General features: G+C 68.9%; 10 protein-coding genes. 9 read left to right on the top strand and 1 reads right to left on the bottom strand.

Going from position 1 to position 14,577, the window contains the following annotated elements:
• The first annotated feature begins 202 nt into the window (after positions 1 to 202).
• From RBJ77_RS51030 to RBJ77_RS51020, 3 genes are all read left to right on the top strand, one after another.
• Positions 203 to 1,120 (top strand): SGNH/GDSL hydrolase family protein, encoded by a 918-nt coding sequence (locus tag RBJ77_RS51030; RefSeq protein WP_372351194.1) that lies wholly within the window; start codon positions 203 to 205, stop codon positions 1,118 to 1,120.
• Positions 1,121 to 1,172: 52 nt separating this feature from the next.
• Complete coding sequence (locus tag RBJ77_RS51025) at positions 1,173 to 2,258, top strand: tyrosine-protein phosphatase (RefSeq protein ID WP_372351193.1); 1,086 nt, start codon at positions 1,173 to 1,175, stop codon at positions 2,256 to 2,258.
• 247 nt (positions 2,259 to 2,505) lie between these two features.
• Positions 2,506 to 3,072, top strand: a complete 567-nt coding sequence (locus RBJ77_RS51020) for an NUDIX domain-containing protein (protein WP_372351192.1) — start codon at positions 2,506 to 2,508, stop codon at positions 3,070 to 3,072.
• A gap of 90 nt (positions 3,073 to 3,162) precedes the next feature.
• Here RBJ77_RS51020 and RBJ77_RS51015 read toward each other — a convergent pair whose 3' ends face one another.
• Positions 3,163 to 3,570 carry an NUDIX domain-containing protein gene (locus RBJ77_RS51015; protein ID WP_372351191.1) on the bottom strand — a complete coding sequence of 136 codons (408 nt, stop codon included), beginning with the start codon at positions 3,568 to 3,570 and terminating at the stop codon, positions 3,163 to 3,165.
• Positions 3,571 to 3,761: 191 nt separating this feature from the next.
• Between RBJ77_RS51015 and RBJ77_RS51010 the strand changes: the two genes are divergently transcribed.
• The 6 genes from RBJ77_RS51010 to RBJ77_RS50985 all read left to right on the top strand — a co-directional run bounded on the left by RBJ77_RS51010 (position 3,762) and on the right by RBJ77_RS50985 (position 14,478).
• Positions 3,762 to 4,169, top strand: coding sequence for a hypothetical protein (locus RBJ77_RS51010; RefSeq protein ID WP_372351190.1), 408 nt, complete (start codon positions 3,762 to 3,764; stop codon positions 4,167 to 4,169).
• 86 nt (positions 4,170 to 4,255) lie between these two features.
• Positions 4,256 to 9,895 carry a hypothetical protein gene (locus tag RBJ77_RS51005; RefSeq protein WP_372351189.1) on the top strand — a complete coding sequence of 1,880 codons (5,640 nt, stop codon included), beginning with the start codon at positions 4,256 to 4,258 and terminating at the stop codon, positions 9,893 to 9,895.
• A 218-nt stretch (positions 9,896 to 10,113) separates the two neighbouring features.
• Complete coding sequence (locus RBJ77_RS51000) at positions 10,114 to 11,382, top strand: hypothetical protein (protein ID WP_372351188.1); 1,269 nt, start codon at positions 10,114 to 10,116, stop codon at positions 11,380 to 11,382.
• A 16-nt stretch (positions 11,383 to 11,398) separates the two neighbouring features.
• On the top strand, positions 11,399 to 12,313 hold the full coding sequence (locus RBJ77_RS50995; protein WP_372351187.1) for a hypothetical protein: 915 nt from the start codon (positions 11,399 to 11,401) through the stop codon (positions 12,311 to 12,313).
• Between the two features lie 322 nt (positions 12,314 to 12,635).
• Entirely contained in the window at positions 12,636 to 13,292 is a 657-nt protein-coding gene (locus RBJ77_RS50990) for a hypothetical protein (protein WP_372351186.1), read from the top strand.
• A gap of 160 nt (positions 13,293 to 13,452) precedes the next feature.
• Complete coding sequence (locus RBJ77_RS50985) at positions 13,453 to 14,478, top strand: hypothetical protein (protein WP_372351185.1); 1,026 nt, start codon at positions 13,453 to 13,455, stop codon at positions 14,476 to 14,478.
• Positions 14,479 to 14,577 lie beyond the last annotated feature (99 nt).

The following is a 14,577-nucleotide window of genomic DNA, read 5'->3' as shown; positions in this document are numbered from 1 at the left end:
CGAGGCAGGAGAGGGGACGGCCGGAAGTCGTCGGTTCGGATCAGCCGTGTTGTCACGCGTCACAAACATGCCGCCAAGACTCTGCATTACCTGCCAGTACACCGCCGTTGCCCAGGCCATCAGGCTGTCCGACAGCACTTCCCCATCGGAACGTGCCCGGAATCTGCTCCGTATCCGCTCGGAATCTGCCTGGAGGGTCGCCTTGAACTCACCTGCTCGTTCCAGAACCCAGCACCGCTCCCACCGTCCGGCCCGCGCCTCCCTCGCGGCGGTGACCCTGGCCGTCGCGGCCCTCGGTGCCTCCCTGAGCACCCCGGCCGCGGCCGCCCCGTCCGCCGACCGGGAGGTCTACGTGGCGCTGGGCGATTCGATGGCCTCCGGGCCGCTCGTCCCGCCGATCACCGGGCCGATCGCCTGCGGGCGGTCCGAGCGGAACTACGCACACCTGCTCGCCGCGAAGCTGCAGGTGGACGCGTTCCGCGACGTGACGTGCAGCGGTGCCGACACCCAGGACATGACGCACCCCCAGCCGCTGTCGGTCGGCGGCATCGACGCGGGTACCGCCGCCCCGCAGTTCGACGCGCTCAGCGCCGACACCACCCTGGTCACCCTCACCATCGGCGGCAACGACGTCGGCCTGGTCGGCGTGGCCCAGGACTGCCTGCAGCTCAACCCGTTCGCGGACCCCTGCAAGGACGAGTTCGTCAAGGACGGGGTCGACCAGGTCGCGCAGCGCATCGCCGCCCTCGGTCCCAAACTCGACGCCGTGCTCGACGAGATCCACGCGCGCTCACCCCAGGCCCGTGTCCTGGTGACCGGATACGGCGACTACATCAAGCCAGGCGGCTGCTGGCCGCGCGTGCCAGTCCTGGGCAAGGACGCCGACTGGCTCCAGGGGAGCGTGGACGGCATGAACAGCGTGATCGCCGCCCAGGCCGCCGCCAACAACGCCGAGTACGTGGACGTCCGCACGCCGAGCAAGGGCCACGACTCCTGCCAGTCGGCGAGCGTGCGGTGGGTCGAGGGCTACATCCCCGGCAACCTCGCGGCGCCCCTGCACCCCAACGCGGCCGGTGAAGCCGCCTACGCCGACATCGTCCTCAACCGGCTCGGCGCCTGAGTCCCCGCCCCCGATCCGCCCCCCCGCATTCATCGGAGAGGACCCCCACCTCGTGCGCACACATCCGAAGCTGACCGGAGTCGCCGTCGCTGCGGCACTGCTCGCCGGCGTCGGCACCGGCACCGCGTTCGGCGCACCGGCCGCGGCCGCGCCCCTTGCCGCGGCCAGCTCGATCACCGCTGCCGTGCCGTTCACCACGGCCGAAGCACACCAGGCCGCCGACGGCGGCTACACCCTCAGCTACGCCTCACCGGCGCAGTCCGTGACCGTCGTCGCCGTCACCGATCCGAACGCCGTCACCGGTACGACGGTCGGCACCACGGCAGGCACGGCAACCCTCGACGTCCCCGCCGGAAAGCTGCCGTCCGCCGCACGCTGGTACTTCCGGCTCGTACCCGACCAGGGAGCGGCGCTCGTCGTCGCCGACCGTTCGCTGGGCCTCGCCTCGGCGAAGAACTTCCGCGACGCCGGCGGCTACCGCACCACCGACGGACACTGGGTCCGCATGGGCAAGGTCTACCGGTCCAACAAGCTCAGCACGCTCACCGCGGCCGAGCAGACCACGCTCCTGTCCCAGGGCATCTCCCTGGACGTGGACCTGCGCAACATCAAGGAACGCTACGACGACCCCGACGCGCTCCCGGCCGGCATCCGCTACCAGGTCGCCGACGTCGTCTCGGTCAGCCACGGACTGAAGTTCCACGAGTCGGCCACGATCACGCTGGTCAAGGCACTGGCCGCGGGCCTGCTGTCCGGATCCTCGGACCTCGGCCAGTCCATCGGCTATCCGTTCATGGTCGACTTCGTCGGTGCGGACTACGCGTTCCACGACCTGCTCACAGCGGTCGCCGCCAACGACGGCGCCACCGTCTTCCACTGCAGCGCCGGCAAGGACCGCACCGGCTGGAGCAACGCCGTGCTGCTGACGCTCCTCGGCGTCCCCCGGTCCACCGTGGAGGCCGACTTCCTGGCGAGCAACGCGTACCTGGGCCGCACGGACGCCGTGGAACTGTCCTGGCTGCGCGCGGCCTTCAGCGAGGTCGACCACCTCTACGGCAGCTTCGACGCCTACGTACGGGACGGCCTCAAGATCGATGCGGCAACCGTCGCAGCCCTGAAGGCCAAGCTCCTCGTCTGACCTGGGAGACCTTCGTCGGGCCCGCCCGCTGGGGCAGGGCTGATCAGGACCATGGCGGAGGGGCGCGGTGCGGGGGAGTGGCCACGGTGTCACTCCCTCCCGCGTCGTCGGATCGCGTGGGCGGAGCACGTGCGCGAGCCGGGATGTCAGTGCTGCCTGCCACGATGACCGGATGCCTGCAGACCTGCCTCCTCAAGGCCCTTCGCACGATGGCCCTTCACACGACGACCTCTTGCACGACGACCTCTTGCGTACCCGCCTGCTGGACACGTTGCAGGCCATCGAGCCGTGGGACGAACAGGAACGCGCCCATCTACAGAGCGCAGCACAGTGGGCGAGCAGCGGCGCGCCCCTCCACCGGACCCGGAAGCCGGATGTGCCCGCGATGCACCTGGTGAGCTACTTCGCCGTCCACGACGAAACCCGACACGAGCTGCTCCTGGTCGCGCACCGCAAGGCCGGCCTGTGGCTGCCGCCCGGTGGGCACGTCGAGCCCGGCGAGGATCCGTGGACCACCGTGGTCCGCGAATGCCGCGAGGAACTCCACATGGATGCCGTCGCCTCGCCACTCACCGGGCAGCAGCCGTTCTTCGTCACAGTGACGCCGACCCGAGGGCCGGGCTCCCACACGGATGTCTCCCTCTGGTACCTGCTCCGGGCCGGCCGGGACAGCGTCACCTCCTACGACCAGGGCGAGTTCGACGGCATCCGGTGGCTGACCGAGACACAGATCCTCGACGAGCCGTTGGAAAGCATGGACCCGCACATGCACCGCTTCACCCACAAGCTGCGACGCCGCGGGCGCCCGCGCTGAGGGGATTCCCTTGCGGTGTGGAGCGACGCTCGGCGCCGTACGCCTTCAAGGGCGAAGCCGGTCTTCGCGGCGATCGCCGTTCAGAACTCCTCAAAGCAGTTGGCCAGAGGTATGAAGAACGTCGAACACCATCTGATCTACGGGTGACACCCGCGCACGATCGTCATAGCCGAACCAAGCCGACTCCGCGATTTCCGCCGAGGGCAGCAGCGGACCGGTGTACTCGGCGGTGTAACAGATCATCCGGAACTCGGCGCCTCCGTCGTGATCCCTCCGCGTCTCGAAGGTGCCGACGTGCACCATCGTTGCCGTATCGACGTGGGACTGGAGTTCCTCGGCGATCTCGCGCGCCAAAGTCTCGGTATCGGATTCACCTGGCTCCCTCTTCCCACCCGGAAAGTAGAAGAGATCCACACCACGGTTCCGCGTTACGAACACCCGCCCCTCGCGTACCAGAATCCAGGCCACCTTCTCCGGAACGTCATCGACCTGCCCCATGCAGGGACCCTACCCACCCCATCGCCCCAATAGCAGGTGCGTTCCGTGACGACGGAGTGCGTTCGGGATGAGGTGCTCTCCGAGTTGGAATGCGTACGGCACTTCGGGACTTACCTGGGTTTCGTGTCTGTGGGAAAGTGTGCTTGGTTCATTACCAGTGCGTTATCGGCTCACAGGTACGGGGGAACGCCATGGACCCTGCCACATTGATTCTCGCCGCGCTCTCAGCAGGTGCCGTCGCCGGGTTGAAGGATGCGGTGACGTCTGCGATCGGCGACGCCTACGTCGCGCTGCGCGGGCTCGTGTCAAACCGGGTTGCCGATCAGCCCCACGGTGAGCTCGCCCTCGATCAGTTCGAAGCGCGGCCCGATGTCTGGCGGGAGCAGCTGCGGGACGCACTGCTGGCGAGCGGGGCTGCGGATGACACGGCTGTACTCGCGGCCGCCACGCGGCTTCAGGAACTGCTCGACGCTGAGGGGGCGGGCTCAGGCACCACGTTCCACACGACGTTCAGCGGTAACGTCCAAGGAACGGTGCAGGGCAACCACGCGAATGTCACCATGAACTTCGATCGGCCCGCGGAACCGCCCAAGAGGTGACGGTGCCAGGCCCTGGACCGGAACAGGGATCCCGTCTGCATCTGGAGTCGCCTCAGGGGACGGTGATCGGAAGTCACAACTTTGTCGTGCAGAACTTCCTGGCCGGCATCGAAAGACTTCCGACTCGTTATGGGCCGAGGATCGAAAACTTCGTGACGGAGTATCTGGGAGGTCGTGGGCACCCGGTGCCGTTCGGCGGTCGTGACGCCGATCTCGCGGCCCTGGACGACTGGCTCGACGATCCTGTCGCCACCCCCTACTTGCTGCTGAGCGCAGCCGCCGGGCGAGGCAAGTCGGCGTTGCTGGTGCGATGGGTGCAGCGCCTGCAGACCCGGGGGCACACCGATGTGGTCTTCGTTCCGGTCAGCATCAGGTACCAGACCAACCTCGCCGCTGTGTTCTTCATGTGCTTGGCGGCACGCCTCGCCGACATCCACGGGGACACGCCGCCCGCCACCGCGGGTGTGCCCGCGGACATCTGGCAGGGCGTGGTCTCCGACTATCTGGGGCGTCCGACTCCTCAGCAGCGGCTGGTCGTAGTCCTTGACGGCCTCGACGAGGCGGCTGACTGGGAGCTCGGCCCGTACATCCTGCCGGCTGACCCCCCACCGGGGCTGCGGGTCGTCGTCTCCGCGCGTCCCACCGGGGCGAGGCCGACGGCCCGGGACTGGCTTCGCCTGTTCGCATGGGACACCACGGGTCTGGGGACGGACCGAACCCTCGACCCGTTGTCCTCTGACGGGGTGAGGCGAGTGCTGGAGGCCCGGGAGGAGAGCAGGCCCACCGGTGTGGCGCCCGGGGAACGCGAGCGGCATGCGCTGCGACTGCACGAACTGACGGACGGTGACCCGCTGTTGCTGAGCCTGTACGTCAAAGACCCCCCGGAGCGACTCACCGGAATCCCTGCTGGGCTCGACGGCTACCTGCAGCGTTGGTGGGAGGACCAGCAGGCCCTGTGGCAGTCCCAGTTCGGCAGGCAGGAAGCGCGGGCCGTCGAGGAGCAGGCGCATGCCGTGATGTCCGTGCTCGCCTGTGCGCTGGGCCCCCTCGGTGCCGAGGACGTGGGCCGGGTCGTCGACCCGGCGCTGTCCACCGGCGGTGTGCGGCGAGCCCTCGGCCCGCTCGCCAGGTTCCTCGCCGTAGGAATCGGTGCGGACCAGAGCTACGTACTGAGCCACTCCCGGCTCGCCGAGCACTGGCGTTCCCGGCAGATGGGCCGGGGGGAGGTCCGGCAGACCGAGACCCGCTTCACCACGTGGGGGCTGGAGATATGTGCCGCCGTGGAGGGCGGTACCCTGCCCCCTCACGCCGCACCCACGTATGCCGTGGAGTACCTCGCGGCCCACATGCAACGTTCGGGTGCCGCCCCCGAGGACTGGTTGCGTCTCCTCGGTTCCGGGCGGGAGCGTTCCTGGCTGGCCGTCGAGGGGAGCGCCGGCGGATTCCTCTCCGATGCGCGCAGCTGTCGTGAGGCTCTGCACCAGGCCTGCCTCCACGCAGTGTCGGTGGGGGAGGAGCCCTCGCTTGCGGCGCAGGAGGCGTTGTGCACACTCGCCGAGAACAGCATCGGCGAGCAGGCCAGGGGAGTCTCCCCCGAGATGGTGTCCGCTCTGGTCCGGCAGGGCGAGTGGACACCGGCGCAGGCACTCGCCTGGGCCCGGCAGGTGCCCGGCGCGGCCGGTTCCGCCGCTGCCCTGCTCGCTGTCGCGCGCGATGAACCGCCTGAGCCGAGCCGAGCTCACGCGGTGGAGGCGCTGGACATCGCAGCGCGTGCCGCGACCGACAGCGAGCGGAACGACGCGCTGCTCGCCACCGTTCCAGCGGCCGCGCAACTCGGAGCAACCGACGAGGCATTGACCGCGGCAGCTCGCATCACCGCATTCGTACCCCGCGCGACGGCCGTGTCCCGAGCTGCCCGCCATCTGACCGACCGGCAGCTGACCGGGCTGCGGGACCTGGCACGCCAGGCGCAGGCGTGGAAGGACACGAGTTCGGGCCTGTGCGCCGCCGAGGACTGGCCGTCAGTGCGTGCGGGGCTCGTGCCCTGTCTCCCCGAAGCCGAACGGCATTCGGCCTACGACGCGGCGATCGAGCTCGCCTACGACGCTCCTCCTTGGGAGAGGGTGAGCCCGAAAGTCCCGTGCACCTGGGGCGTGGGCCTTGCCGCGGTACTTCCGCCGGAGCGCCGCCCCGACCTGCTCGTCCTGGCACGTGCGGTCACCTCGGTCACCCTGCGCGTGAACCTGCTGGGATCGATCGCCTCGGACGCCGAGCCGGTCCTGCGCCGCGAACTCGTGGCCGAGGCCGTGTCACTGGTACAGGCGGTGGCTCACAGCCGAGACGGCGCAGGCTGCGACCCCGCGGCGGAAGCGCTGGCCCAACTGATGCCCGAGCTGGCTGTCGAGCTGCACGGGGATGCACTGCGTACGGCGCTCGACCTGTCCGGGGACGTGGCAAAGGGGCAGGCGCTGGCCTGGATGATGCCGTATCTCACGGGAACGGTCCGGCAAGCCGCGTTGGACGCCGTGCAGTCGTTCTCCCTCGCTCTGCCGCGGGCTTGGGTCCTGGCGGCCGCAGTCCCCGAGTCGGACCCCGCCGACCGAGGATCACTCGCTCGAACCGCCCTGGACACGGCGCACGCCACAGGTGACACCTGTTCCTGGGCCGCTCTGCTGTCGGTGACGGCGGACGCGCTGTCCCCGTCCGAGCTGGCCGGCGTCGCCGATGAGGCGCTTGCCATGCCGGCATGCAGCCAACGCACCGCTGCCATCAGCGAGATCGCGCGCACCTACAGCCGAAGGGGTCTCTGCGAGGCGGCTCTGAAGACGCTGCACCGCCTGCCGGAAGCGGACGACCGGGCAGCCGTGCTCCTGAGTCTGGCGGGGATGATGGAGGGCGTCGATGCCTCACGGTTGCTCGATGAGACGGTGCGCGCCGCTTCGTCGACCGAGGGCGGGCGATTTGTAACGTGCCTGCGATACGCCGACCTGACCCACCGGCCGACCGCGGAAGCTCTGGTCGGCCCCGTTCTGGCCCTCCCCTTTGCCCAGGAGCGGGCGGAGGGTCTGCGTCTGCTGTTGCCCCTGCTGCCGGGACCGCTACCAGCGCCGGTGGTGGACTCCCTGCGGGAAAGCCTGGCGGAGAACGACAGGGATCTGTCCACCGAGTTGATGGCCGCACTCGTGTCGGGTGGGCACGCGCGGGAGGCACTGTCCCTGACACGGGCGGACGGCGAGCACGCATGGCTTCACTCGTACGTACTGGAGAACGCGGCGGCGCAGCTTGAACCGCCGGAGGCAGCGGAGGCCCTCGCGGGAGTGCTGTCGGGATGGGACATCTACCTGCCCAACAACCTGCTGGACGCCCTGGTGAAGGTTGCCCCGGTCGATGCACTGCACGGGGTGGAACAGGTGCTGGGCCGCCTGGGCGCCAATACGGGAGGGAGCGCGGCACTTGCCCTGGCAACGCGCTGGGCACAGGCCGGGGACCCCGGAACAGCCTTCCGGATCAGCGAGGAATACGGATGGCGTCGCTGGGGGATGTGGGAGCTGATGAAGTGGTTCCGCGATGTCTTCCCTGCGCTGGACCCCGACGTCCGCACTCTCCTTCTCCCCACTCTTCCTGGCTGCACGCCGCAGGGCCGAGGTCTGGCGGGGACCAGCCCGTCGCCGCTGCTCGAGGAGATGCTGCACGCTCTACCAAGGGACTCGCGTGCCGAGTTGTACCGGCTGCACACCGCAAAGGCACTGCGGCCCCCGCTGGACCCGCTGACCCTGGGCGTTCTGGCGCCCTTGCTGGAGGAACCGGACCGGTCACAAGCCCTGGCCGACGTATGGGAACGCGTCGGAACCAATGCGGACGCCTCCCCGTGGCCCGCGGGCGCCCTGCGGTCCGTTCATCCCCACCTGCCGGACCCGTGGCGGATCGAAGCCGGACGGCAGCTCTTGGCTGCTGCCGCCGAAGTGATGAACACGACGCCTCCCGACTCGACGCTGGCTTCGTACGAGCGCGACACGGTGCGACTCGAGCCGATCGTGCCGCATATGACAGAAAGGCAGATACGACAGTGTCTGCACGCCTGCCGTCGGCTCGCCGACCGTGTACCGCCGCAGGACCGTGCACTGCTGATTGCCCAGTTGGCTCGGAAGGCGGGGGTCGCGACAGCGCGGTCGGCCACGGCTTCGGAGGGCCCCTGGGACGTGCCGGTTCGGGTGGCCGTCGCGGCGGATGCCGGCGGTGCCGAAGGAAGCGAGCTGCTGACCGCTGCGCTTCGTGAGGCACGGCACATTGGCGACGGCGCGATCAGGCCGATCGTATGGGCCATGCTGGCCGCGGGTGCGGGTCCCGAGGACACGGTGGCGCTGACCGACCGGTTCCTCCGCGCCTACCAGGAACTGGACGGCGTCGAGCACCGGCTGGAGATTCTCAAGTGGGCGTTCCCGTGGCTTGGCCCGGACCACCGGCGTGCTTTGCTCTCCCGTGCGTTCGAGGAGGTCGGGCCGCTACCTTGGAGCTCCGGCGCCAAGCACGCCCTGCGTGCTCTGGCCGAACGGTCGGCCGTGGCAGGGGATGCCAAATACGCCCTGCGCATCCTCGGCTCCCTGCCGCGGGACGCCTTCCGGAGCGGCACCGTGGAGTCGCTGATCGCGGTACTGCCGGAGGCGGCACTCGACGAAGCGGCACGTCTCTGCATGGACCGGGCGGCAGATGACGTGTACGCAAGGCTGACTGTGGCGACTGCGCTGGCGGCCCGCCGCACTGGTGCGGAGCGGGAGGAACTCGTCCGCTACGCCGCCGCTCTTGCCGAGCAATCACCCAGGTCCTCGGACGTCGTCCAGGCCTTTCGTAGCGTGAGGTCTCTTCCGTCTGACGTTGTTGACCGCATCCTGTCTCGGGCTTCCCTGGATGGTGAGGAGGAGCGGTGGTTCGTCCTCGGAAGCCTCGCCGACTGCATCAGCGATCCTGAGCGATTGCGGTGTGAGGCGGAGGCTGCGCTCGAGGTCTGCAACCGTCCCCGGGCCGGCTACGCGCTGCAGGCCATGCTTCCCGCACTGTGCCGCGCGGACCGTCCTGAGCACGCGATGCGGCTCTTGGAAAGAGCGTGCGGGCGTGTCGTCCCCCTGGAAGGCTGGGTGTTCAATCAGATGGCTCCGCTCGTGCCCGACGAACTGAGTGGCCGGCTTGCCGCGGCCGCACTTCGCCAGGCCCACTATTGGGCACCAGCCCTTGCTTTGGACGTGTTCAGTCAACTGGTGCCGTATGTGCGCGAGGACGACGTCGTACGGTTGGTCCGGATGTCCCCGGATCATCCCTTGATGCTGGCTGCGCTCGCACGCCGGGGGAGCGGGACGCTGGCCCGGGACCTGGCCGAACAAGCGGTGGAGGCTGCCTCGGCCCAGCCGGACGAGATGCCGGTGCCGACTCTGGCGGGGCTCGCGGATCTGCTGCCTCCCGCATCCTTGGCCACGGCCGTCGTTCTCGTCGTGTCGCGGGCGGGGGAAGACATAGGGAACGAGGAACTGGATGCGCTTTCCCTGCTGCTCCGTCCGCAAGCTGGCTACAGTCCCGAAGACCGTTACCTCGTGGCGCATCAGGTGATGCGGGAAATGTGCGGGGTCGAGCGGTTCATGACGGTGTACGTGATCGGTCTGCTCCTGCCTTGGCTCGGTGTACCTGCGAGGAGGGTGTCCGATCTCCTGGACGAAGTCTTCGAGCGCTGGCCCTGAAACCATCGCCCGCGCAGAATTGGGAGCGGATGGAGTGGTCTCGTCACAGGAGCGCCCTCTCATCCGTGGTGATGATGAACGGACGAACTTCGGGCCCGCGCGCGCGGAGGCCCCACTTCCGGGCTGGGCAGACGAGGGTCGTCGGGGTATTCCCGTGGCAAAGGCTGTGTCCCACGACTCGTCGGACCTCACCCCCACCGTTCGGACGGAGGCTCCTCATGCCGCCCATCCCCGCAGCCTGTCAGAGCATCGCCGACCGCATCGAAGCGCTGGAACAGGAGTTGGACGCCCTCCAGCGGGACCTGGCGGGTCTCGACAGGCCGAAGGACGAGCCGGGGCCAGGGCCAGGGGAGAAGGGGCAGATCGGCCGGCAGATCAACAAGCTCAGGGCAGAGATCCGAGATGCCAAGCGGGACTTGGCCGCATGCACGGAACGCAATACGCCTCCTCCGTCCCCGGACACGCGGCCTGATCTGCGCGTGCGGTATGTGGAGGTAAACCAATCCGTTCAGACAGGTGGTGCGGCGAACCGGATCCGGTTGATCCGTAACCGCTCGACCGTGGTCAGGGTGTTCGTGGTGTCGGGCGTGGACAACGGGTTCGACGCGGGTGCGGGGCGCAACCGCTGGCCAGGAGTGACCGGCGACCTGGAAGTGATCGATCCGGCAACCGGCTCGTCCGGCGCCGCGCTGCAACCCGTGAATCCGGGCGGTGTCGTCACCGCGATGCCCCTGCGTGAGCTGGACACGGAGAACCTCGGCCACTCGCTGAACTACCGGCTGCCTCTGTCCTCGGTCTCGACACCCTCCATCGAGCTGCGTGCCCGGATATGGGTGCGCGGGCACTACGGCGAGGGCGGCGGCTGGAGCGCCGAAAGCTCGACAACCGTCGAACTCCGCGACCGGCGGCCCCAGGAAGTCACTCCCATCCTGCTCATCGACACCGTCGGTGGCGCACCACCGCCCACCATGGCGACGTTCGTCCGTGTCCTGCGGCGCGGCGCTCTGGCCAGGCTTCCGGTGCCGTTCTTCAGCGTCAACCCGCCGATCACTCTGCCGGTCACGCAGGACCTCACTTCAGTCCTCGGCTGGGCGGGCATGCTCTCCGGCCTGGCCACCATCAATTTCATCGGCCGCCGCTCGGGAGGAATCAGATGTGGCCTGCTGCCCTTCAACGGGGCTTATCCGGTGTCAGGGATGGGGATTCCCCGCATCGGATTCACGGCGCCAGCTTTCGCCTCCGTACCCGATGAGGACACCTTCGCCCACGAAATGGGCCACACCCACGGCCTCGATCACGCGCTGTGCACCGGCGCGGAACCGTGGCCGCACGACTCGCGCCTGCCGGGCCGGACGAACGCGACGGGACTGCACATCGAGGACATGCTCATCCGTCGTCGCGGCACCGGGGAACTGATGGGCTACTGCCCCAACCCGACCTGGCCATCGATCGAAACGTACGACCACGTCTACGACAACCCGGCATGAGCGGGCGGTGACACCGATGCGATACCTGACGATCACAGGCACGCTCCTGGACGAGACCACGCTACGGCTCACCCACGGGTTCCGAATCGACGAACCGGCCGGTGCGGTCCCGCCCGGAGGCGAACACGCTCCTGACGCCCTGGTCGTCGAAAGCGTGGACGCCGAAGGCCGGGTCATCGGCCGCGGGCTCGTCCTCACGGTGCCCCTGTGCGCGTACCGGTCGGGCCTGCCCGCACCCCGGCTCGTCGCAGGGGCCGTCGCCGTCGTCGAGGGAGCCTCCTCGCTGCGCTTCCTGTTCCACCATCGCGAAGTGCACCACTTCGTGGTTCCACGAGGCAGCCCGGAAGTCCGCCTGTCCTGGCGGCCCGAAGGAGAGCAGTGCGGCGCACAGGTCATCAGGTGGGACGCCCGTCATCCCGAGCGCGCGGACCTCGCGTACGTCGTCCTCTACAGCGCGGACAGTCGCACGTGGACGCCGCTCTGCCTTCCTCAGGCCGAGACGGAAACGTCAGTGGATTTCGATGAGTTGCCGGGGGGAGCGGAGTGCCAAATACGGGTCATGGCCTCCGACGGACTACACACGGCAGTCGTCGACAGTCCTGCGTTCGCCGTACGTGGCAAGGGGCCGCAACCGTTGATTCTGTGTCCCGACGACGGTGCGGAGATCCCGTTCGGTGCGCCCGTCGTGCTCATGGGGCAGGCCGCCTTTCCGGAAGACCCCGGTCGGTTCTCCGACGACCTGCGGTGGCGCTCCTCGCGCGATGGAGACTTGGGTACGGGGCCGAGCCTGGACGTAGTCCTGTCACTGGGCGATCACACCCTCACTCTCCAAGCTGCGGGCAGTGAACGGGAAGCGTTCGTCAATGTCACCGTCCGGCCGGATCCGTGCCGTCCCGACGATGCGAGGGAATCCGCTCAGGAACCCGATTGAAGGCTGCCGTGAACGACGGGCGAGCGGTCGGGAGCGGGGCGGCAGAGGGGGCGGAGGCATGGCAGACGGGACGCCAGGGTCGGGATCGGGCGGTGACGACGGATCGCCGGACGCTTCGTCCAGCAACGCGAACTCGAACCCTGGCACGAACAGCGCGACGGGAGGCGCGCACTGGCGCGCCAGTGCGACTGCGGCAGGAACGGCGGTCGCGCTGGCCTTCGTGACCGTCTTCTTCGGGTGGCTGCCCAACCCCTTCGCCGACGACCCGCCAGCCACGGGAAACACGCCGCCTTCGTCGCCGGCGCCGGAGAGGGAGCCCGCCGTGGAGGTGCTGTCCCGGCAGTTTCCCGAACCGGAGCGGATTCCCGCCAAGTTCAAGGAGGGGAAGACGCTCCGGTCCGGAACGACGCAGGCGACCCGACTGGCCCTCACCGTGCGCAACCGCGGTGATCTGAAGGCGGCGATCACGGAATTCCGGTTCACCGTGCGCAAGGAGAAGGTGCTCATCAGCGGCACGGGGCCCCGTCCTTGCCTGCCCAACACCGGCGGCGGCACGGAGATCACCGCCAACTACGACGTCGACCTCTCGGAACTCGGTGAGCGAGGCGTACCCGTCACCGTCGTCGTGGACGGGACGTACGATCTGGCGGCCGGTGAGGTGGAGCGCGTCCTGTTCACCATCGGGGGCATCGAGGCGATCGACCCGAGCCTCTACCTGGTGGACGTCCAGTTCCGCGAGGGCGCCGAGAAGGAGCTGACCCCGGCCGGAACGGTCGCGTTCATGGGCCCGGTCGACGCGGCCACCGACTACCTGAAGTGGATCCATGCCATGGCCCCGTCGCAGGCCACGCCCTGCGACGGTGACCTGGTCCGGGACGTCGACCGGGTCCTCTCCCGCGCGGACGACTCCAGTCGCCAGGCGGAACGGCTCAGCAAGGACCTCGACGTGCTGGAGCGACGCCTCACCGGCGACGACTAGAGCCAGTCTCTTCGAAGTGCCGTGCCGGCCCTCGTTCCCGGCAGACCCGGAAGCGGCAACACCACTCCAGCGCAGCGTGAACGCAGTTGCGCTGGCTCCCGAGCTCATCGTGGGGCGGCCACGAGGGCCGCTGTCAGAGGCGATCGGCATGATTGCGGCCATGAATGTCACTCCCGTCACTCCGCCACGGCCGATCGACGTTGCCGCGGTTTTTCCCCAACTGGCCCCGCTGGCCCGTACGGCGACTCGCCTGCACCCCCACCCTGGGGCGCCGACGTGGCACGACAGCTCGATCGGCGGGCCGCTGCTGTGGCCCGCTGAGGAGCCGTGGCCGTACTGCGAGGAACCGCATGTGGTGGACGGCATCAACCCAGCCCGGTCCCCGGCGGATCTGCGGCTGGAACGACGGATCTTCGCCGCCTCGCACGGCCGGGACCTGACTCCGGAGGAGCGGGAGACTCTCGAGCGGATCCGGCCCCCTCGGACGTATCCGGTGAGGCTGGCGGTCCAGTCGTACGACGGCCCCGTAGCGATGCTTCCCGTCGCGCAGCTGTACGTACGGGATGTGCCCGATCTGAGCCCGCCGGAGGGCAAGGACCTGCTGCAGGTTCTGTGGTGCCCCTTCGATCATCCGATCATGCCCAGAACCCTTCTCTTCTGGCGTTCGGCAGCCGCCGTCACCGACATCCTCGACACGCCCCCCGAGCCGCCCGCAGTGCAGTTCGACGGCTATCTACCGGAACCGTGCGTGCTCGAACCGGAGCAGATCACCGAGTACCCCGACCATCTGGAGCTGAGCGAAGAACTGCGGGAGCAGCTCAAGCAGTGGAGTGTGCCGCAGTCTGCAGAGGAAGACATGGACCCGGAGTGCTACTACGACTGTGTGCTGTCCAACGCGCCCGGCTGGAAGGTCGGCGGCTGGCCTGCCTGGAACTCCACCGACCCCAGCCCGCAGCCCTGCTCCGCATGCGGCACCCGCATGGAGGTCCTGATGACCGTCGCCACGTTCGAGGAAGGGGACGACGCCGGGAACAGCTGGTCTCCGTACCCTCACCCAGGTGCTGGGCCGTACCCCGGCCACCGCGGCTACAACGCGACCGGGGTCCAGATAGGCAGCGGCTACCGGCAGCACCTGTTCGTCTGCCCGGCGGAGCCCGAGCATCCGCACATCGAGTTGATGACGTAGCCCGTCCGCACTGCACAGCCGGGGCGTCACGGTGCGAGCCTGCCGTGACGCCGGGTGGCCGCGAGACTCAGGGTGTCGGACAACCGACGAACTCCGTTG

Source organism: Streptomyces sp. KL116D (assembly GCF_030766975.1).
Lineage (GTDB): Bacteria > Actinomycetota > Actinomycetes > Streptomycetales > Streptomycetaceae > Streptomyces > Streptomyces longispororuber_A.
This window is presented reverse-complemented; position numbering and strand designations above follow the sequence as displayed.